This window comes from Candidatus Synechococcus calcipolaris G9 (assembly GCF_029582805.1).
Taxonomy (GTDB): Bacteria; Cyanobacteriota; Cyanobacteriia; order Thermosynechococcales; family Thermosynechococcaceae; genus Synechococcus_F; species Synechococcus_F calcipolaris.
Genome location: NZ_JAKKUT010000002.1, coordinates 385,374 through 406,625 on the forward strand (window position 1 = coordinate 385,374; position 21,252 = coordinate 406,625).

General features: G+C 52.5%; 20 protein-coding genes. 12 read left to right on the plus strand and 8 right to left on the minus strand.

All coding sequences use genetic code 11. From position 1 onward, the window contains the following. Nucleotides 1-54: 54 nt before the first annotated feature. The 3 genes from L3556_RS04580 to tsaD are packed head-to-tail and all read right to left on the minus strand — an operon-like array spanning nt 55 to nt 3,294. Nucleotides 55-402, minus strand: a complete 348-nt coding sequence (locus L3556_RS04580) for a HesB/IscA family protein (RefSeq protein ID WP_277866129.1) — start codon at nt 400-402, stop codon at nt 55-57. A gap of 39 nt (nt 403-441) precedes the next feature. Continuing rightward, complete coding sequence (locus L3556_RS04585; protein WP_277866130.1) at nt 442-2,172, minus strand: phosphodiester glycosidase family protein; 1,731 nt, start codon at nt 2,170-2,172, stop codon at nt 442-444. 48 nt (nt 2,173-2,220) lie between these two features. Continuing rightward, complete coding sequence (gene tsaD / locus L3556_RS04590; RefSeq protein WP_277866131.1) at nt 2,221-3,294, minus strand: tRNA (adenosine(37)-N6)-threonylcarbamoyltransferase complex transferase subunit TsaD; 1,074 nt, start codon at nt 3,292-3,294, stop codon at nt 2,221-2,223. A gap of 114 nt (nt 3,295-3,408) precedes the next feature. Here tsaD and cysH point away from each other — a divergent pair, with 114 nt between their 5' ends. The 4 genes from cysH (at nt 3,409) to ribH (ending at nt 8,130) form a co-directional block, all read left to right on the plus strand. After that, entirely contained in the window at nt 3,409-4,128 is a 720-nt protein-coding gene (gene cysH, locus L3556_RS04595; protein ID WP_277866132.1) for a phosphoadenosine phosphosulfate reductase, read from the plus strand. A 66-nt stretch (nt 4,129-4,194) separates the two neighbouring features. Continuing rightward, on the plus strand, nt 4,195-5,067 hold the full coding sequence (glyQ, locus tag L3556_RS04600; protein ID WP_277866133.1) for a glycine--tRNA ligase subunit alpha: 873 nt from the start codon (nt 4,195-4,197) through the stop codon (nt 5,065-5,067). 12 nt (nt 5,068-5,079) lie between these two features. Then, nucleotides 5,080-7,602, plus strand: coding sequence for a sigma 54-interacting transcriptional regulator (locus tag L3556_RS04605; RefSeq protein ID WP_277866134.1), 2,523 nt, complete (start codon nt 5,080-5,082; stop codon nt 7,600-7,602). A gap of 27 nt (nt 7,603-7,629) precedes the next feature. Further along, a complete protein-coding gene (gene ribH / locus L3556_RS04610; protein WP_277866135.1) occupies nt 7,630-8,130 on the plus strand; it encodes a 6,7-dimethyl-8-ribityllumazine synthase in 501 nt (166 codons plus the stop codon). A gap of 6 nt (nt 8,131-8,136) precedes the next feature. Here the strand turns inward: ribH and L3556_RS04615 are convergent, their stop codons facing one another. Continuing rightward, the gene (locus tag L3556_RS04615; protein WP_277866136.1) at nt 8,137-8,850 is read right to left on the minus strand and encodes a superoxide dismutase; all 714 of its coding nucleotides are present in this window, start codon (nt 8,848-8,850) and stop codon (nt 8,137-8,139) included. A 67-nt stretch (nt 8,851-8,917) separates the two neighbouring features. Here L3556_RS04615 and L3556_RS04620 point away from each other — a divergent pair, with 67 nt between their 5' ends. Further along, nucleotides 8,918-10,357 (plus strand): protein adenylyltransferase SelO, encoded by a 1,440-nt coding sequence (locus L3556_RS04620; protein ID WP_277866137.1) that lies wholly within the window; start codon nt 8,918-8,920, stop codon nt 10,355-10,357. A 59-nt stretch (nt 10,358-10,416) separates the two neighbouring features. Here L3556_RS04620 and L3556_RS04625 read toward each other — a convergent pair whose 3' ends face one another. The 4 genes from L3556_RS04625 to aspS all read right to left on the minus strand — a co-directional run bounded on the left by L3556_RS04625 (nt 10,417) and on the right by aspS (nt 14,760). Next, nucleotides 10,417-10,860 (minus strand): globin family protein, encoded by a 444-nt coding sequence (locus tag L3556_RS04625; protein ID WP_277866138.1) that lies wholly within the window; start codon nt 10,858-10,860, stop codon nt 10,417-10,419. Nucleotides 10,861-10,991: 131 nt separating this feature from the next. Then, the gene (locus L3556_RS04630; RefSeq protein ID WP_277866139.1) at nt 10,992-11,654 is read right to left on the minus strand and encodes a response regulator transcription factor; all 663 of its coding nucleotides are present in this window, start codon (nt 11,652-11,654) and stop codon (nt 10,992-10,994) included. Nucleotides 11,655-11,661: 7 nt separating this feature from the next. Continuing rightward, complete coding sequence (locus L3556_RS04635; protein WP_277866140.1) at nt 11,662-12,870, minus strand: M20 metallopeptidase family protein; 1,209 nt, start codon at nt 12,868-12,870, stop codon at nt 11,662-11,664. A gap of 63 nt (nt 12,871-12,933) precedes the next feature. Then, nucleotides 12,934-14,760, minus strand: coding sequence for an aspartate--tRNA ligase (aspS, locus tag L3556_RS04640; protein WP_277866141.1), 1,827 nt, complete (start codon nt 14,758-14,760; stop codon nt 12,934-12,936). 584 nt (nt 14,761-15,344) lie between these two features. Here aspS and L3556_RS04645 point away from each other — a divergent pair. From L3556_RS04645 to L3556_RS04675, 7 genes are all read left to right on the plus strand, one after another. After that, nucleotides 15,345-16,085 (plus strand): V4R domain-containing protein, encoded by a 741-nt coding sequence (locus tag L3556_RS04645; RefSeq protein WP_277866142.1) that lies wholly within the window; start codon nt 15,345-15,347, stop codon nt 16,083-16,085. Next, nucleotides 16,069-16,647, plus strand: coding sequence for a hypothetical protein (locus tag L3556_RS04650; RefSeq protein WP_277866143.1), 579 nt, complete (start codon nt 16,069-16,071; stop codon nt 16,645-16,647). Before L3556_RS04645 ends, L3556_RS04650 begins: the two co-directional genes overlap by 17 nt. Nucleotides 16,648-16,706: 59 nt before the next feature. Then, nucleotides 16,707-17,189, plus strand: coding sequence for a globin family protein (locus L3556_RS04655; RefSeq protein ID WP_277866144.1), 483 nt, complete (start codon nt 16,707-16,709; stop codon nt 17,187-17,189). A 63-nt stretch (nt 17,190-17,252) separates the two neighbouring features. Next, nucleotides 17,253-17,930: a V4R domain-containing protein gene (locus L3556_RS04660; protein WP_277866145.1), complete on the plus strand. Its 678-nt coding sequence runs from the start codon at nt 17,253-17,255 to the stop codon at nt 17,928-17,930. Nucleotides 17,931-17,962: 32 nt separating this feature from the next. Further along, nucleotides 17,963-18,445: a 2Fe-2S iron-sulfur cluster-binding protein gene (locus L3556_RS04665; RefSeq protein WP_277866146.1), complete on the plus strand. Its 483-nt coding sequence runs from the start codon at nt 17,963-17,965 to the stop codon at nt 18,443-18,445. Between the two features lie 77 nt (nt 18,446-18,522). Then, nucleotides 18,523-19,356 carry a tetratricopeptide repeat protein gene (locus L3556_RS04670; RefSeq protein WP_277866147.1) on the plus strand — a complete coding sequence of 278 codons (834 nt, stop codon included), beginning with the start codon at nt 18,523-18,525 and terminating at the stop codon, nt 19,354-19,356. Between the two features lie 97 nt (nt 19,357-19,453). Next, complete coding sequence (locus L3556_RS04675) at nt 19,454-21,247, plus strand: serine/threonine-protein kinase (RefSeq protein WP_277866148.1); 1,794 nt, start codon at nt 19,454-19,456, stop codon at nt 21,245-21,247. Nucleotides 21,248-21,252: the final 5 nt, after the last annotated feature.

Consider the following 21,252-nt stretch of genomic DNA (forward strand, 5'->3'; position numbering starts at 1 on the left):
CATTTTTTATTTTTTATACTTAATGCTCACATGTCTACAGGAATCTACCCTAATTCACACCTTAGGGGTCGATTTGACCTTAAAGGCCAGACCACAGCCACAGGTTTGCTGGGCATGGGGATTATGAAAGCGAAAGGCCCCACCCATTAAGTCTTCGATATAGTCGAGCTTGAGACCCCGTAGCAGGGATAATTGGGCCGTTGGTAGGGCGATCGCCCAGCCTTGGCTCTCCACCATGGTTTCTGTGCCAGTCAAATGACTAACAAACCCCAGGGCATAACTGTAATCACCACAGGTACTTGGCTCTAGGTTGATGTGGAGAATGGCAGATTTTTGACCCGTGGCATCTTGGGCCTGAAGACGTTGCAATTCTTGGGCTGCCGCTGGGGTAAGGTCAATCATGGTGGACTCAGAAATGTTTATTTACCGGGGAAATGTTGTTTATCGGGGTTGCCAAAAAATACCAATACCGTTGCTGACGCGGGTGGTGGTTACCGAATGGCGATCCAGGAGTTGTCCCCCCATATACATAGCCGTGGAACTTCCCCCATCTAAATTCAGGGCATTCACCAGGCCCATTTGCCGCAGAATTTGAGTCCATTCCGCCAGGGTGGGGCCCGGGCCACCGACGCGATTGTGGGTTGTCACCAATAAAATCGTACCATTCCCTAATTGGCCGATGGCACTACGGGGAGCGGCCTGGGTTGCTAGTCCACCCCCAAACTGTTCAGCGGCAGCATTTAGAACCACCTGACCCCGATCAATCAATAGGGGCCCCGCCCCAGCAATATAGGGAAAGGCGTTAAATTCCGGTGGATTTGCAGTTGTTTGAATTTGCACCGTGGCTCCATTGGCAAAGGCACCTAGGACTGAGTTGTAGCTGCGGGCCACTAAAAGCAGACCATCCTGGGGAATGGCTAGGGTTTGGGGGCGTTGACTACTCACCGCTTGCTGACCCATGACCCGATTATTGCGTACCGTAATCACGGTTTCATTTCCCGTTTGCGGGCTGTAGCTGGGGCCCCAGGCAGGAGTATAGAGGGCTAAACCCGCTTGGAGGTAGCCGCTATTGAACGTGACAATGGGATAGGAACCGGTGGGTGTGGATACGGTTTGTTGCAAGAAAAGTCGCCCGACCCGGGTTTGACCCTGATCATTCCAGGCGATCGCCCCCCGGTTGAGGATCGGCCCAGAAATCCAATTGCCCTGATCCCGAATGGCACCCAAGGGCATCTGGCGATCGCGGTTAAAAAAGCCAGCATTGATCACCGCCGCACTCTGCCAGCGTTGGGCCATATCCGCCAAGGAACTAATCCCCACCAAGGTGGTTGGGCTAAACCAAATGGGTCGGAGGGACAACCCCGGTTGCTGCGGATTGACCGCTAAAACACTCACCGGAAATTGACGGGGGCCAAGGGTCACGGTTTGCTCTTGCCAACGCAGGCCGGGGGCCCACGTAATACTCCGATTTGCTGGGGCATCATTGCGAAAATCCACCACGAGGCGAGGCGGATCTGCGAGCATGGTGACATCGGGGCGGGTTGTCCCCGGAATATCTCGCTCGATCACGGTACGATTCGTGGCTGTAGAAATTTTGGTGTTAGGAAGGGCCGTTAAGCTACCGCTGGCTTCAATGGTGAGGCCAAATTGACGGGGGGTGGTACTGGTGCGACTAAAGGTTAAACGGCTAATGTGCCACGGCGTAGCCCGATCCAGATCAAAGACCCAGCGATCGCCCCAGGGTTGTCGGCCCTGTCGCCACCCTAAAATTCGTGCTGGTGGCGGCGTAATGCGCAGGGTTTGTCCCTGGTGGTTCACCTGCCATTGCTGACTTTGAATTAAATCACTCACATCCAAATAGCGGTACATGCCATTGGAACTAAATCGAGTCGCTAAGGTTAGGGGTTGATCCTTGAACCAAAGCACAGGCTGTTGATTAGGGTCATTGGTGTCTTGGAGCAATACCCCAAAACGAGTTGCCAGTCCGCCATCACTAATGCCGGTGACGGTTTGCCCTTGGTTATTCGTCCATTGGCTCCAGGCAATCCCATAATCGCGGCCATTCAGGTTAATTTGATTTCCCTGGCGAGTCTGGGCCACCCCGGCCATTCCCTGGAAAAGAACCAAACCCACCGTCAGAATGCTAGACACCCATGGTCGAAAAAAGATCATGACAACCCTAATTACTTAACTAAACCATTAACTCATCATTAACTAAAACTAATGATCAATTTTAGGCCCGTAGAGTTCCATCACCCGATGAAGGGATAGGCGGGATTGGGCCGATAGAGTTAAGGGGGATAGATGACCCGCTTGGAGATGATCGGTGGCCGCACAACCAATCATGGCAGCATTATCGGTACATAACCTCAGGGGCGGGAAAATTAGGCGAATTCCCAGGGGTTCGGCGGCCCGTTGTAGGCTCTGGCGTAAACCACTGTTGGCAGCGACTCCGCCACCAATGGCCAGGGTGGAAAAATGATGATCCACCGCCGCAGCGATCGCCCGTTTGGTTAGGGCTTTGGCGACAACGGCCTGAAAACTAGCGGCAATATCGGCCACAGGAAGCTCTCCCTCTAGTTTGAGTTTGGCAACTAAGCGAGTGACGGCGGTTTTGAGACCACTGAAACTAGAATCGTAGGGATGGATTTTTCCCCCTGGCAATGTAATCGAACCCTCCGGTAGGGGAAAAGCCTGGGGATTACCGGTTTGGGCCAGGCGATCGATTAAGGGCCCCCCCGGATAGCCCAACCCCAATAGTCGCGCTACCTTATCAAAGGCTTCCCCCGCCGCATCATCCCGGGTTTGTCCCAAAATCTCGTAGTTACCGCAGCCGAGAACAGCAATGAGACTGGTGTGACCACCGGAGACTAGCAGACAGAGAAAGGGTGGCTGTAATCCCGGCTCTGCTAAGTAGGAGGCGTAAATATGACCTTCCAGGTGGTGGATCCCCAACAGGGGCTTGCCATGGATCAGGGCCAGGGTTTTTGCAGCCATCACCCCCACCAGCAGCGATCCAACCAATCCAGGAGCACAGGTGACGGCAATGCCATCAATGGCTGACCAATCTAGGTTTGCTTCCCCTAGGGCCGCAGTGATGACAGGGTTGATCGTTTCTAGGTGCTGCCGCGCCGCCACCTCTGGAACCACACCACCGTAGGGACGGTGGGCCGCAATTTGGGAGGCGACAATGTTACTTAAAATTTGGCGATCGCACACTACAGCAGCAGCGGTTTCATCGCAACTGGTTTCAATAGCTAGAACGGTTTTTGGAGGCGTTGCAGATTCACCCATAATGGATAGTCTAGCAATCGAGGGTCAAACCCCACATAAACCCAATTCCGCCCGGAAGTTATTTTTGCTCCACGGTCTTTGATAAGATCAAAGGTGTTGTAAACACTGATCCCCATGTCTTCAGCGGTTGAATCCCCCACATTTGATCTAGCAGCCCTCAACCACGAATTTGAAGGTGCCGAGCCACGGGCTGTTTTAGCCTGGGCCGTCGAGCATATTCCCCAGGGGCTTGTGCAAACCAGTGCCTTTAATGTGGATGATTTGCTGATTACGGATCTACTCTATCGAGATTTGCAGCCGGCGATCCCGGTTCCCGTTATTTTTCTGGATACCCTCTACCATTTTCCAGAAACCCTGGTTCTGGTGGAGCAGGCCAAGGAACACTACAACATGAATCTCCAAGTTTATAAAATGCCCGATATTGATAGCCGCGAAGCCTTTGTAGCTCACTATGGCGAAGCCCTTTGGGATACCAATGTGGAGCAATTTCACCATGTCACCAAAATTGAACCCCTGATGCGGGGCCTGGCAGAACTGAATACGGTGGCCTGGATTACGGGGCGGCGACGGGATCAGGCGGTGACTCGCGCAGAAATGCCCTACTTTGAACTGGATAAACTGGGGCGGCTGAAAATCAATCCCCTCGCGGCCTGGACCCGGAAGCAAACCTGGGCCTATGTGGCTGAACACAGCATGATCTATAATCCCCTCCACGATCGCGGCTATGCCAGTATTGGGGATGAACCCTTGACAACGCCTGTGGGCGAAGGGGAAGACGAGCGGGCCGGCCGCTGGCGGGGGAGTGGTAAAACCGAGTGCGGCATTCACATCTAGCATTTGAGAGTTTTTTGTTTCCCGCCTAACCCGTTCACTGCTCATTGAATCCCCCATGGAACACCCATGTATTTTCAAGATGTCATTGCCACGCTGCAACAGTTCTGGAGTCAGCAGGGCTGCTTAATTGTCCAGCCCTACGATATTGAAAAGGGGGCCGGTACCAAAAGTCCCCATACCTTTTTGCGGGCCTTGGGGCCCGAACCCTGGGCCGTAGCCTACGTTGAACCCTGTCGCCGTCCTGGGGATGGCCGCTATGGCGAAAATCCCAATCGCTATCAGTACTACTACCAGTACCAGGTCTTAATTAAACCATCTCCAGATAATATTCAAGATGTGTATCTAGCGTCCCTGGTGGCCCTAGGCATTCGTCCAGAGGAGCATGATATTCGCTTTGTGGAAGATAACTGGGAAGATGCGGCGGTGGGGGCCTGGGGGGTGGGCTGGGAAGTCTGGCTCGATGGTATGGAAGTGACCCAGTTTACCTATTTTCAGCAGTGTGGCGGTTTAGATTGTCGGCCGGTGTCCATTGAAATGACCTACGGGTTAGAGCGATTGACCATGTATTTGCAAGGGGTAGATGCGATCGCCAAAATTGTCTGGAATGAGCGGTTGACCTACGGCGATGTGCATTTACAGGGGGAAATCGAACAGTCTACCTACAATTTTGAGGCTTCGGATCCAGAGCGGCTCTTTAGTTTATTTAGTCTCTATCAACAGGAGGCAGAACAACTCCTAGAACGGGGTCTTGTCCTGCCGAGTTTGGATTACGTCTTAAAATGCTCCCACAGCTTTAATTTACTGGATGCCCGGGGGGTAATCTCCGTGGCGGAGCGAACGCGCTATATTGGCCGCATTCGGGGTTTGGCGCGGCAAGTGGCCCAACTGTACGTGCAACAGCGTCAGACCTTAGGATTTCCGTTACAACCGACCTCTTAGCCCCTCTTGCCTATGCTATCGGACAATCCCCAGGAACGAGTGATTTGGCTGCGGGAGCGGACGGCCTTGGGCAATTTACCGGAACCGGCCCTGCGGGCGATCTCCGCCGAACTCACCCCTAAACCCTTGGTGGAAAATGACCCTCTCCTAGAGATGGGGGAACTCCCCACGGCCATTTATCTCCTGGAATCGGGGTATCTAAATGCCATGGATGGAACTGGGCTGCACAGCTATTGTTTCTTACCGGGCAGTGCCATTGGCTTAGGGGAAGTGCTGCTGAACCAAGGGTCAGCCCTAGTGGTCAAGGCCAGCAGTTCCGGTCAAGTTTGGGCCGTGCCCGCATCCCTGATTAAAACCCTGGCCCAATCCTATCCCGAACTCTCCCAAACCCTGGTGCAGCAGTTAGCCCAATCGGTGTCCCAGTTAACGTCCCAATTAACCATTGAGCAGGAACGCCAGGAGAACCTGCGCCCCTATCTCGTTCCCCGGGCCAAACGGGGCATTATTGGTAAAAGTCGCTATGCGGTGCGGCTGCGTCAACAGATCAAGGATGCCGCCAAAACCGATGGCACAATCGTGATTTTTGGGGAACCGGGGTTAGAAAAAGATAATATGGCCGCTCTGATCCATTTTGGCTCTAGCCGTCGTCGTCAGCCGATGATTGCCATTGATTGCAGCAAAATGCAGGAAAGCGGCGCGGAACTCTTTGGCCGACAGGGGGGGAAACCGGGCCTCTTGGAATGGGTGGGGCAGGGCACGGTGCTATTGAATAATGCCCAGGATCTGCCGGAAAATCTGTGGCCGCAAGTTCAAACCCTGGTTAGTGAAAAAACATTTCTGGCCGTGGGGGTCAGTGAACCCAACCCACCCCGGAAAACCTGTCAGGCACGAATTTTAATTACCGCAGAGAAAGTGCTTCCCCAACTAGAGGGGCCCCTGGCGATGACGATCAAAGTGCCTCCTTTGCGGGTGCGAAAAACGGATTTGCAAAGTCATGGGGAATACTACATTAGTTTGATCTGCCGGGCCCGTTCCTGTCCCCGCTTAACTTTAACGCCAGAGGCGGTGCGACGGCTGCAAAGCTATGATTTTCCGGGAAATTTACGGGAGCTAGAGGCCCTAGTGGAGCGAGCGATCGCCCAGCGGGGAGAAGCAACGGAACTCACCGAAGAAGTTTTTTGGGCAGCGGAAACAAAAAAACGCCGCTTTCGGGTCAATCTCCTGAATATGTACCCCCAGTTTCGCTATTTTCTCAAAAGTCCCTGGTGGCCGACCCGGATTAACTATGGCCTGGTGTTGTGGTTGTTTGCGGTGGTGGTGGCAATACTCTTCATTGGCCCCCAACAACGGCCCGATAATGTCGCCCTTAATCTCTTTTGGTGTTGGTGGTGGCCCCTCATCCTCTTAGGATTTCCCTTTGTGGGGCGGCTCTGGTGTGCGGTGTGTCCCTTTATGATCTACGGCGAAGTCGTCCAGAAACTCTCCCTGTGGCTAGTGCCGCGATCGCTGAAGGGGTGGCCACGCCAACAGGCGGAAACCTGGGGGGGCTGGTTCCTATTTGGCTTGTTTGCCCTCATTTACCTGTGGGAAGAACTGTGGGATCTGCCCAATACCGCCTATCTGTCCAGTTGGCTGCTGCTATTAATTACGGGTGGGGCCGTGATCTGCTCCCTGATTTTTGAACGTCGCTTTTGGTGCCGCTATCTCTGCCCCATTGGTGGCATGAATGGGCTATTTGCCAAATTGGCGATGACGGAACTGCGGGCGGAGCAGGGAACCTGTTCGGCGGAATGTACCACCTATCAATGCTATAAGGGTGGCCCCGCCAAGGGGGAAGGGTTAGAAACCAATGGCTGTCCTCTCTATTCCCATCCGGCCCAACTGGCGGACAACCGGGACTGTGTGTTGTGTATGACCTGCCTCAAGGCCTGTCCCCATCGCTCCGTGGAAATTAATTTGCGGCCCCCCGGCATTGAACTTTGGACGACCCACATTCCCCGCAGCTATGAAGTGGCGTTGCTCCTGTTGCTTTTAGGGGGGGTTTTCCTGCATCGCTTGCCGGAACTGAATGCTCGCCTCGATATCAATTTGCACCTGGATGCCTTTTGGCCCCATGCCGGGGTTTCCCTGGCGGTGTTGGTGATTGCGGGGATGATTCCCCTGATCTCTGGGGCGATCGCCCGTGAACTGTCCCCTAGTCTCAAATCCCGTTCCTTTTTAGAGTTAATGTACGGCTTTTTACCCCTCGTCTGGGCCGGTAATTTAGCCCATTACATTCCTATGGGGTTGGGGGAAGCGGGGCGACTTTTACCCGTGACCTGGGCAACCTTGGGGTTCCATGGCGAAGGTTTACCCATTTTAGTGGCCCATCCGGCGGTGATTGCCTTTTTACAGGGGGTAACACTGATTCTGGGATTAGGACTCAGTATGGTTTTGACCCATAAAATTGGCCGTCAATCTCTCCTTAAACTTTGGCCCTACCACACCGGGGCGATCGCCCTGATGGTGGGCTGTTGGTGGCTCATGTTAGCCTAGAGAAAGAAAAATTAAACCCAGGGATTCATGACCATTTTTGAAGGCACATTTCAGCTTGGCGGCCATCCCCACTTTGCCATTGTTATTTCCCGCTTTAACGATCTCATTAGCACCAAACTCCTAGAGGGCTGCCAAGATTGCCTCCGCCGCCATGGGATTGATCCTACCCCTGATGGCCCACAGGTGGACTATGCCTGGGTTCCTGGGAGTTTTGAAGTGCCCTTGGTGGCCGGTCAGTTGGCCGCTAGTGGTCGCTATGCGGCGGTTATTTGTCTGGGGGCGGTGATTCGGGGCCAGACGCCCCATTTTGACTACGTGGCCGCCGAAGTCACCAAGGGCATTGCCTCCGCCTCAATGCAAACGGGAGTCCCCATTGTCTACGGCATTTTGACGGCGGATACGATGCAGCAGGCCCTAGAGCGGGCCGGTATTAAAAGTAATAAGGGCTGGGACTACGCCCTCAATGCCATCGAAATGGCCAGCCTGATGGAGAAACTGCACCAAGCTAAACCGTTGCCGAAATCGTAATTCTGCCTAGGCGATCGCCCGTCGGTATCGCTCCTCGACGATGGGCCAATTCACCACATTCCACCAGGCCTGTAGGTAGTCATCCCGGCGATTACGGTAGGTGAGGTAGTAGGCGTGTTCCCATAAATCGTTGCCCAGCAGGGGAATGGCACCATCCATTAAGGGGGAATCCTGGTTTGGGGTAGTGAGAATTGCTAACTGCTTTGCCGGAGTCACCACAAGCCAAACCCAACCACTGCCAAATTGCCCTAATCCGGCCCCGTTAAACTGCCCTTGAAAGTCCTGAAAACTAGAAAAAGTCTCGGCGATCGCCCCCCCTAATTCCTGGGAGGGTTCACCGCCACCCTGGGGACTCATACTCTGCCAAAAGAGACTATGATTGGCGTGGCCGCCACCATTATTCCGCACGGTTTGGCGAATTGAACTGGGTAAATAGGAAATTTTTGCCATCAAGTCTTCAATGGCTAGGTTCTGCCACTGGCGGTATTCTGATAGGGCGCGATTTAGTTTTTTGACGTAGCCAGCATGGTGTTTATCATGGTGAAACCGCATTGTCTCGCCATCAATATAGGGTTCTAGGGCATCGTAGTCGTAGGGCAGGGGCGGTAATTCGTAGGAGCCGCTGGCCGGTTCAGCAGCAACGGGACGGCTACCCAACCCCCAACTGAGGGTCGTAATGCCCAAAAGAGCTAAGGTGCGGCGACGAGTCAGCAAAACCATAGTGACAACCTGGGGACGGAACGCTTAGGATCTTAACGTTGAACCCAATCCTCTCACCACCATCCCCATGACCCACCCCAATCCCTTTCTTGCCCTAGACTACGAACCCGCCGTTCAATCTCTGGGGGAAGCCTATGCCGATGAGGTGGTGGCCGCCGAATTTCCCCAGCACCTTCTCCGCTTTCGCAATGATGACCTCCTGCCCCAGATTGGCCTCAACCCCTCGGATGTGGCAGATGGGGATTTTATTCAGGCCTTTGGTAAATTTGAACAGCGGATGCCCCTATTGGCCCTGCGCTACCACGGTTATCAGTTTGGCGAATACAATCCTCGCCTGGGGGATGGCCGCGGCTTTCTCTATGGTCAGGTGTGGGGAACCGATGGGGAACTGTACGACTTTGGCACGAAGGGATCGGGGACAACCCCCTACTCCCGGGGTGGGGATGGGCGATTGACCTTAAAGGGGGGCGTGCGGGAAGTATTGGCCGCAGAAATGTTACATCGCATGGGGGTGCGAACCTCGCGGTGCTTAAGTTTGATTGAAACGGGGGAAGAGTTATGGCGCGGGGATGAACCGTCACCCACTCGATCCTCGGTGATGATTCGCTTTAGCCGCTCCCATATTCGCTTTGGTACCTTTGAGCGATTAAATGCCATTGGTCGCCCCGATTTGATCGGGCCCTTACTGGATCATGTGATTCATTATTACTATGGTGATTTGGTGGCGATTGCTGATAAAAAAGAACGCTATTTACAGTTTTACGATCGCCTTGTTCAACGCACCGTAGACTTAGTCGCCCAATGGACCGCCGCTGGCTTTTGCCATGCCGTTTTGAATACCGATAATATGTCGATTACTGGGGAAAGTTTTGATTACGGCCCCTATGCCTTTATTCCCACCTATGATGCTGGTTTTACCGCTGCCTATTTTGATTACTACGGCCGCTATAGTTACGGCAACCAACCGGGGATTTGTGAGTGGAATTTAGAAATGTTGCAGCGACCCCTAGCGGAAGTCATGCCCCTAGAGGGGATGCAGGCCATTTTGAAAAATTTTGGCGATCGCTTTCACCGATCCTACGCCCAACGGATGCTAGAGAAATTGGGTTTTCCCCATCTCGCCCCAGAACAGGGCATTAATCTCGTGCGCCTAACGGTGGATTTTCTATTACAAACCCAGGTGAGTTATCCTGGCTTTTTTGGGGAACTCCGCCGCCAGTTTTCGCCCCTCTGGTTAACGGACGTGGGCCATATTTTTAGGGATACCGCCTTCTTCACGCCAGAGCAACAAACCGCCCTTCTGCCCTGGAAACAGGCCTATTATCAATGCCTACAATCCCTAAGCAATAATTCCGATAACGGCGATCGCACCGTTACCCATACCCTGAAAACCTATAACCCCTTTGTTGTGATCCTCCGCCCAGAAATTGAGGCGGTCTGGGAGGAGATTACCCATAATGATAACTGGCACCCTTTCCAGAACTTGCTCGATAAAATTAAAGCCTAGAATTCGGGGGCATCCCATTAAATAAATCTTTTCATTTTTTCTTGATCTATGGGGCTGATCTATGGGTCTATGTCTGACAGTTGTACGCTCTCTATGGAGTAATCTGCCCCCTCTAGCATTACGGTGGTAATGACCGCGTAGGCATCAACCCAGGCTTGCTTTACCTCTGGAGTCCACGCTTCACCGGCTAGGTTGGCCAGGGTTTTGAGCAGAGAACTACCCACCATGGGGTAATGCTTGGGTAGCACACCATAGCTGACATGGCGAGTGCCCAATCCGCGCAGCGCATTAGTTAATTGCTCACTATCGCGGAGATTGGCTACCACAAATTTTAGAGATTTCAAGAGGTGATCCCCCTGTTGATCCATAGCGGTGTTGGCAAACAAGGGCCGAACTTCGGGGTAGTCGGCAAAAAGATGGCCATAGAAGGCAGCTGGAAAATCCTGATTGGAATCTTGAACAAGCTGAAAACTCGTCTGTAGCACTTCAATATTTAGAGTCAATGTTAAACCTGGAATTTAATAAGGGTGTTCTGTTAAATCACTGGCTTAGTTCACTGTCAATACATCCAATGTATTGCGTCAATATATCATATCCAATATATTTCGTGGGATATACCCGCTTGAATTAGATTTCAATTAGATTCGGAACTGGGGGATAGGAGGTGTTGCTCGATCGCCAGGCGGACTAACTCGGCTCGATTATGGGCCTGGGCTTTTTGGAGTAAATTGCTCACATATTTTTCAATGGTACGGGCACTCAGATGGAGGCGATCGCCAATTTGGGCATTGGAGAGGCCCTCTGCCAAAAGATTGAGAACCTGCCGTTCCCGTTCTGTTAATTCCAGGGCTGGATAATCCGTAGACACCGTACTAGGATGCTCCTGGGGACGTTGATGCCATTGGGACTGTTGGGACTGAATGAGTTGGGAACGCTCCAATAAATTACGGACGACCGCCGCCAACTCTTCCAAATGAAAGGGCTTGGATAAATAACTATCGGCCCCCATTTGATAGGCCTGAATCCGTTCTTCCACTTGGGTGCGGGCCGTTAAATAAATCACGGGTAACAGGCGCAGGGCCGGTTGCTGTCGCACTTGACGGACGAGCTCAAAGCCATTCATCTGGGGCATGGCAATATCCGTCACCAGTAAATGGGGCTGATAGCGACGAATCATCTCTAGGGCCTCCGAACCATCCGCAGCCGTCAGGCAAAAATAGCCCATGGATTCTAGGTAGCCACTGACAGATAAACGAATGCCCGGCTCATCATCCGCAATGAGTAATGTCAAGGCCATGGCTGGCTTACGCCTCTCCTAAACCACAAAATCGCTCTACACAACGGATAAATAATTCAACGCCAATCCCTAGGGCCGTTTCGTCGAAGTCAAAGCGGGGATGATGGTGGGGAAAGTCCATGCCCAGATTACTATTGGCGGATCCCAGAAAAAAATAACATCCCGGTACAGCCTGTAAGAAAAAGGACATATCCTCCGCCGCCATGGTTTGGCAGTGGGGAGTGACTCCGGCGGGTAGTTCCATCACTGTTTCCGCAACGGATTGCACTAAATTGGCCATTTTGACATCATTCACCGTTGCAGGATACAGGCGCGTATAGTTGAATTTGTACCGTGCCCCATGGCTTTGGCAGACCCCGGCAATGACCTGTTCAATCCGGGTGGGTAGCCATTCCCCCAAGTCTGGATTGAAGTATCGTACCGTTCCACAGAGATTGGCCGTATCCGCAATCACGTTTTTGGCCGTACCCGCATGAACCGAACCAATGGAAATAACGGCGGTTTCTAGGGGGTCAACATTACGGGAAACAATGGTGTGCAGGGCCGTGATCACCTGGGCAGTGACTAAGACCGTATCAATGGTGTGCTGGGGTAGGGCACCATGGCCCCCTTTGCCAATAATTTGACATTCAAAGAACTCGGCGGCAGCCATCATCGGGCCACTGCGAACCCCCACCGTTCCCAAGGGCAAAAAGTTCCATAGGTGTAGGCCAATGATGCCATCTACCTTGGGGGCATCCAGAACCCCCGCCTCAATCATCGGTTTGGCTCCTCCAGGCCCTTCCTCGGCGGGTTGGAAAATAATTTTAATGGTTCCGGCAAAATTGCGATGTTCCGATAAATATTTGGCAGTGCCTAGGGCGATCGCCGTATGACCATCATGGCCACAGGCGTGCATCACCCCCTCGTGTTGGGAGCGGTAGGGGACTTGATTTTCCTCGGTGACGGGTAGGGCATCCATATCGGCGCGAATCCCTAGAACCGGCCCTGGGCGATCGCCGGGAATAATGGCCACAATTCCGGTTTGCGCCACGCCAGAACGATGGGAAATGCCCCACTGGGTCAACTTTTGACTCACAAATTCCGCAGTGAGATGTTCCCGAAAACCTAATTCGGGGCGTTGGTGGAGATGCCGCCGCCATTGCACCAGATCTGCTTGTAGGGCTTGAACGGCAGGTCGGAGCCGACAGGTTAGCTCAGGTAAATTAAAGGGCATTGATTTTTGCGGGGTGATTCCTCTCTAGGCTAACCTGTTCCCTGGGTAGATTCAAGATCGACCCTAGGAATTGTTGATAGCCTTGGCTTTCGCTGTATCCTTGGATTTCATGGATTTACCGGCGGGGGCAATATGGAGTTCCTTTAATTGCTGGGCATCCACGGAGGCAGGGGCACCAGTCAATAGACAGCGGGCCTGCTGGGTTTTCGGGAAGGCAATGGTATCCCGAATCGACTCTTCTCCGGCCAGGAGCATAACCAGGCGATCTAGGCCGTAGGCAATGCCCCCATGGGGCGGGGTGCCGTACTCAAAGGCCTCCAGTAAAAAACCAAATTTATCTTGGGCCTGATCGGATTCAAGGCCAATGGTTTCAAAGACCTGCCGCTGAATATCCGGCTGATGGATCCGCAGGCTGCCTCCCCCCACTTCATAGCCGTTATACACTAGGTCGTAGGCTTGGGCCCGCGCCGTTTTTAGATCCCCTAGGTCATTGGGATGGGGGGCCGTAAAGGGGTGGTGCAGAGCTTCTAGGCGTTTTTCATTGCTATTCCACTCAAACATAGGAAAATCCACAATCCAGACTAGATTGAGTTTGTCCGAATCAATTAAATTAAATTCTTTACCAATCACCTGGCGGAGGCGATCCAGGGTTTTATTGACCGTTGCTGTTTCCCCGGCCCCAAAGAGGAGGAGATGGCCGGGTTTCGCGCCAGTTCGCTCCAGAAGAGTTGCTTTTTGCTCTGGGCTAAGGTTATCTTTAATGGCTCCAATGGTATCGATTTCGCCCTTTTCCCGGACTCGGATGTAGGCTAACCCCTTTGCTCCAGCGGTGGTTGCTTCCTGGAAGAGGTCTCCGCCGGGCTTAATCCGCACATTGGAAATGCGATCATTGCCGTCCGGGATGGGCAAAATTTTCACCGTGCCACCACTGGCGATCGCTCCGGTAAAGACCTTAAAACCGCAATCCTTCAGCAGATCCGATACATCCACTAATTCCAAACCAAAGCGGGTATCCGGTTTATCCGTACCATAGCGATCCAGAGCCTGGGCGTAGGTGAGGCGGGGGAAGGGTCGGGGCAACGTAATCCCCTTCACATCTTGAAAGACTTGGGCCATGAGGGCCTCATTTAAGCCGAGGATCTCCTCCTGATCCATAAAGCTCATTTCCATATCCAGTTGGGTAAATTCCGGTTGGCGATCGGCCCGCAGGTCTTCATCGCGAAAACAACGGGCAATTTGATAGTAGCGATCGCACCCCGCCACCATGAGCAGTTGCTTAAACAGTTGGGGGGATTGGGGCAAGGCAAACCATTCCCCTGGATTGACCCGACTCGGCACTAAATAATCCCTGGCTCCCTCTGGGGTTGAGCGGGTCAGGATTGGGGTTTCCACCTCCATGAAGTCAGCCTGATCCTCCAGAAATCGCCGCAGCGATCGCACCACCTGATGGCGGAGGCGGAGGTTATGGGCCATCCGCTCCCGGCGCAGATCTAAGTAGCGAAACCGCAGCCGTAGTTCTTCCCGCACTGTCTCTGGTTCTGCCGTGGAAATGGGAAAGGGCAACTGCTGATGCACCCCATTCAACACCTCGATCTGCTCGGCATAAATCTCAATTTCCCCCGTGGCCAACTTGGGATTGAGGGAGTCCTGGGGGCGTTGACTCACCTTGCCGGTAATTTTCACCACATACTCACTTCTGAGCCGCTCCGCCTGGTCATAGGACGCGGGAGTACGCTGCGGATCACTGACAATTTGAACAATGCCTCGGCGATCGCGCAGATCAATGAAAATGACCCCACCGTGATCCCGTCGGCGATCGACCCAACCACAGAGGCTAACGGTCTGACCCAGATCGGCTAAACTGACTTCGCCGCAGTAATGCGTCCGCATAGGAGATATAACGTCAATAAATAAATAACACTAAAGCCTTACCATTGTAGCGGCACAGTTCCCAGGATTTGACATCAAGCATGAAAGTTGGCGATCGCCCCAATGAGTCATCACCCTAGCAAACGTCCTGGAAAAGTTCATTAATATAGATGAAAACTTCGATTAAGAAACACTACGAAAATGCTACAAAATTTAATATTTTCAATTCTCTAGAAATCACCCTAATCCGTGCAAATACCGAGGTTAACCATCGATTTAGTCACTAGGATTAAGGAATAGTAACGCAATTACTACATTCAGTAACGTTTTAGTGCTTTTGACCGGGGTGATCGGCAATGATAAAGGAATAGATGGAATTCTAAGGTTCAAGGAATGGGCTTGTCTGCTGTTTAAGCCAATCTAGTTAAGTCAATCTAGAGTTGGGACAGTCTTTGCCAGTTTGTAACTAATTGTCACAGATACCATGTCAGAAAACAGAGATTACGAGCTGCCCTGAAAATTTCCAATTTGTTTCTGATTTAACAAAAGCTCTATGGCTTATTTTCTAAATTTACCCCTGAGTTCAGTATGAGTGGAGTACCCTAATGACCGTCGCAACATCTCGTCCCGCTGTTAAAACCCCCGGTGGCGATCGCCACGCCCTTGAGCATATCCTGCGCCAAAAGTATCCCCAACGGCATCACCACTACTCCCTATGGGATTTCTTCAACTTTGACAGTGACAAAGGAACCTACACCGACTGGAACAAGGCCCGGAGCGTGTTTGTCACCGAAGACTTTATTATTGGCTTAATTGAAGGTCTAGAAGAAGAAGTGGGCCCCGCCTCCGGTGTGGTCATGTACAAAATTGGCGAAGAATGGGGTCGTCGGGATGCGGAGTTTTTCCAAAAATGGTTTCCCCAGGAATACGGCTATGAGCAGGGCATTCGCCAAATGCGCTTACCCTACGTTCTCGAAGCCTGGTGGTGGCCCTGTACCTCCCAGGGATGGGGGAACTGGGAAGTAGACCTGAGTGAGCAAAAACATGGGTTTATGTTCATCAACATTTTTGACTCAGTGGTAGCCCGTACCCTAGGGGATGTGGGGCGGCCCGTCTGTCACCTCTACGCTGGTTTGTTTGCGGGCTTTTTCACTGGCCTCGTCCAAAAGAATCTGAGTTGCATTGAAATTCAGTGCTATGCCATGGGAGAAACCTACTGTAAGTTCCTCCTGGGTAAACAGGATCGGATTGATGCCGCATCCTTCTGGCAAAACGAAGGGGCCACCGCCCGGGATATTGAAAAACGGCTCCGCAGTGGGGATTTCATCAATGAAAAACGGAAGTAATTGGCAACTCCAACCCGTTGGCCAGTTCTTTGAAGAGTTAAATTGGCTGGGACTGATCCAGTCGGTGACTCCCCATCAACCGGCGGCTATGACCGTCAACTGGCGATCGCTGGCGGTGGATGAATTTTTGCAACAGGTGAACTGGGATGGAATTGCCCGTCCGGCCCTATCGGCCCACACCGCCGTTCCCATTCCCGATTCCTGGGCCCTGTATTCCGTTACCGACTTTTTTGAGGGGGTGAACTGGCAAGGTCTACAGGTGATTCTGCCCCCAACGGCTGCGGTCCCCGAACCCGAATCTGCTGCGGCCCCACCGATTCCCCTGACCTGGAAATCCTGGCCCGTGGAGTCCTTCTTTGATCGACTTAACTGGAACGGTGACATTACAGGGATTGTGCCCTTGGGGGAAACCACATCCCTATGGCGATTGTCAGTGACGGATTTTTCCCGAGGCATTGTTTGGGAAGGCCGCCGGGCGATCGCCCACGTAGAAGCCCCCCCGGAACAGCCCACCCCAGCGGATGACACCCTGACCCTGACGGATCTATCGGGATTGTTTTAATTGTTTTGCAACGTTTTGCCACTATATATCCTTGACCTTCCTATCTTGAGGAGACCTCCATGCACCCTGATTTAAGTAATCTTTTCTACAAAGCCGAAGATCATTACCTGAGCAATGTGGACATAAAAGTCTTTCGCCACCATGCGGAATCCCTGCAACAGCGACTCGCCACCTACGAACTCCTCCGCGATCGCGAGTTAGAAATTTTCCAGCCCGTGGCCGATCGCTTCCAAAAAAACCATCCCATTGAAAATCCAGTGGTTCTAGAGCAAGTAATCAAACAGGGGATTACCCTGCTCCGCTATGCCGCCATGGCCATGCTGCTCAACAATCCAGAATTTTTACAACATCGGGTTTTAGAATGGCTCACCGAAAAAGTCAATGCCCACCAGACCCAAGCCCTGATCACAGATTTACACGAATTGCTCCAGGCACGTCTGAAGGAACTACTCACGGATAAAGAACTGGACTTGATTCTGCCCCTCCTCGATCAGAGTCAGGCCACCTTGGTCGGTGTGCAACCCTTGGTGTCCGTCCAGTAGTTTCCCTCAACCCTATTGCCCTCGATCTTATTTACAAACGTGCCTATCCCTTAGGAGTAATGTATGATTTCCGTTGCTGATCTCATTAAAGAGCCGGTCTTACCCGGTAACTACTTTGCCTTTGATGCCTATGTCCAGGGGGACTTTGAAACGGGTCTGCTGGAAAACCGCCAAGGCTCCCGTTTAGTTGCTCTCCCCGACGTACTACTGGAATCCATTTATGCGGGTTTGGATCAAGAAGTGGGGCAAGCCACCGGCATTGTCCTATTTAACTGTGGTCGCTGGTGGGGAAAAAACTTTTATCGTCGTTTTGTCCAGGAAGTGAGCGACTATTACCAACGGCCCCTGGCGGAAATGGAAATGGTTGAATTTTTGCAATGCTTCAAGGAATGCTGGAAGACCCACGGTTGGGGTACAGTGGATCTAGACATTAACTATTATCAGCAGGGCTTTTTGGTCGTCAACACCTGGCAGTCTGCCTTTGCCGCCGCCGCTCCCCAAGGTACGGGTCAACCCCAGTGCTATGCTGAAGCCGGGATTCTAGAGTCCTTCTTTGGCCAACTCACGGGTCGGGATTTACACTGTGTTCAAACGGCCTGTGAGTCCCTAGGGGCCAAGTCCAACACCTTTGTCCTTGGCTTGCGCGATCGCGTGGAAGCGGCAAAAGCTTGGCAACAGGAAGGTCAGGATCACGACACCATTATGGAACGGCTCTGTAATGCCCAACCCCCTGCCAAGTAAACCATAGGATTCAAACAAGGAGTGATGTCATCGTGGCTAAAGTCGTCAAATTGGAACCCATTTCCCGGGAAGCAACCATTAATACCAATGACAACCTACTTTCAGCCCTCCTTGACACTGAACTCCATGTCTTAAAAGAGTGTGGTGGCCGGGGATTATGTGCCACCTGCCACGTCTATATCACCGAAGGGATGGAGAGCCTATCCCCCATCAGCAAACGGGAACAGCGCACCCTAGAGGTAATTACCACCTGTAATGCCAACTCCCGTCTTGCCTGCCAGGCGCGGGTCATGGGGACTGGAGTGGTGGTTGAACTACCGTCGGGGATGTATGTCAATGCCGTGGATGACATTGAGTCCCTGATTGGCCGGCGGGCAGAGCAAAATATTCTCCATCCCCTAGACGGTCGTATTTTAGTGGAAGAGGGGAAACTGATCACCCGCAGTATGATTACCCAGCTTCAGGATACCCAGGCTCAGGCAGGGGAATACTTGGCCAATACCACTGAGGCCTAGGCAGACTCTAACCTCACAACCTGCACCAACCTGCACCAAAATATTGAGATTTAAGAATTTTTAGGGAGATTGTTATTATGCATGAACTAGAACTACTGGATGACAGCAATGCTGACGTTCCCAATCATAGCGAGAGTAAACCCGCAAAATCCACTTCCAGCGGCGGCCTAGAACCCCTAGAATTGGCAGCCACGGTCATTGCCCTGGGAACCTCTGTGGCGGCGGCGGTGACGCAGCAGGTTTTGCTCAGTGCGATCGCCACCATTCCCCTTTCGGCAGCGGTGGGTTTGAATCTTCTTAGTCGGCGACGGTTGGCGGCTCTATTAAGCCAAAACCATGATCAGGCGATCGCGGCATTAATGGAGAGTCAAGCTGTACAGCAGTCCAAACTCGCGGGATTAATGCTCAACCTCACGGAAACCCAGGATCAAGTGCTGGACATCCAGGGACAGGTCTCAGAATTAAACCGGGGGACTCGGGATCTCCACGACTACACCCGGATTTTAGATACGGAGCAGAAGCAAATTGAAGAAGTCTTAGGCTGTCTGCGGGAAATTGAGAAAAGTACCCAGGTGATCCAGTCGGATCCCAGCCATGCCAAGGCCTACTACAATCGCGGCCTCACCCATCAACGCCTAGGGGATGCGGAAGCCTCCGTTGTGGACTACACCGAAGCCATTCGGGTGAATGATTCCTACGCCAAGGCCTTCCATAATCGGGGCGTGGCCCGCTCAACCATCGGCGATCGCAAGGGAGCCGTAGAAGATTTACGGGTAGCCGCTAAGCTGTTCTTTGACCAAGGGGATATTGGTAGCTATCAACGGGCCCGGGATTTAGCCAAGCGCATCCACGAATTGGGCGGTGGCGATGCCAATCAAAAAGAAGTTCCTCTGGAACTGCTCTTTTCCTAGGGGGTGTGTTAAGCTCAGATTCCCTCGATTAAATTAATCTTTAATCCTTTCTGTTCCTCTCCTTTGCGCGAGTTGAGTTCAAGTGAGCTAGCTTTATTTGCCGGTCTATCGTTACACCTCTCGTTATCGCCTGATCGATCTGGCGGGGCAGGGCCAGTACGGCCATGTCTACGTTGCCGTGAATCGACAGACCAGTCAGATTGTTGCCTTTAAGGTTCTCAATCCCCAGTTGTTACCCACTCGCGGCTTTTTACGGGAGTTAAATTTTCTGCTCACCCTCCACCATCCCCATGTGGTGAGCTGTGATTCCATTGACTACCTCAGCGATCGCCGCACCGGAAAATCTAAAGAACGTCACCGCTGTTTGGTGATGGATTACTGTGTGGGTGGAAATCTGCGGGCCCTACTGGAGCAGGAGGGGGTATTGCCCCTACGCCTCGCGCTCCAATTCACCCTGGATATTTTGTCTGCCCTAGACTACGCCCACCAGCGTGGCATTATCCACTGTGATCTCAAGCCAGAAAATATTTTATTGCAGCCTACAGCCCAGGGGTGGCAAGCCCAGGTGTCTGATTTTGGCGTTGCTCGTCTCATTGAAGATAAGGACAGTTCTGGACACACCGGCTCTCCCGCCTACATGGCCCCGGAACGATTTTATGGCCAGGCGATTCCCGTCTCGGATCTCTATGCCGTAGGGATTTTACTCTATGAAATGGTGATTGGCAGCCGTCCCTTTTCCGGTACACCGGCAGAGTTGATGTCGGCCCATATTAGTAAGCCCTTTAAGATGCCCAGTGCCCTGCCCATCCTGCTCAAATCGCTCTTGAACAAGGCCCTTGATAAGTTACCCCAACGTCGCTTCCAGAGTGCGGCAGCCATGGCAAAGCCAGTGGAACTCCTTTTGGATATTATCCAGGCGGATCCGCAATACGTTGATCAAAACCATCTTCTCCTGTATGAACCCCAATGGCATTGGCCCGAAAGCTGGTTTCCCGTAGGAGACATCACCTTATCGGCAGCGGTGACACTGTTAACCCAGAACAGGGAATGGGTGTATGGGGCCCTGGGCGATCGCCTATGGGCCTGGCGGAGTAATCGGGATGATTCTATTTCCAGCCGCGAATGGCAATTACCGGGGGAGATCATTCACCTCTGTGCTGGGACCATGGGCTGTTGGCTCACGATTAATACCAGTCCTGTTCAACTCTGTTGGCTAGACGAGGGCTTAATTCCCCTCCCCAATGTCCTGCGTCCCCCCCAGAACACCCATGTGGCCATTGATCTTAGTGGTTACTGGTGTATTCAGGCCCACCAGGAAAACGATACCGTGGCTCTCAATCTCCAGTCCCTTGGGGGAAACTATGCCACCCACCTCAACCTTGACCTTGCCCCTGGGGAAATTCTGACAACGGCGATTGCTCTGAATCAACGCTATGGGTTGGTCGTCACCCGCCATCCACCCCCCCTTGCCACCGGATTATATTTATTTAACCGCAAGGGGCAAAAGATTCTTGATACCCGTTTGCCCTTTGGCCTGTGCGGCTTGACCCCTGCTATTGCCAACCCCTGGACACTCTTTGCCTGGGAAGATCGGGCAACGCCCATTTTATTAATTCTCTATTTGCGGCCCTGGCGTATTCAGCGGATCGCCCTTAACTTTAGACCGGAGCATATTTGTCCAACCCCTTGGGGCTGCATTGTTGCCAACGACCATCGCATCACCTTACTTACGACCAATGGGGAAATTATCGGTGGGCTAAATGCCATTGATCCCATCCTGGGAATTGCCTTCAGCGGCGATCGCCAGTTGTGGCTAATGACCCAGGGAAACCCAGATATTCATCTCCAATGGCTAGATATTACTGACCTGAATCTAGATTTTATTTTCTAGTAAGT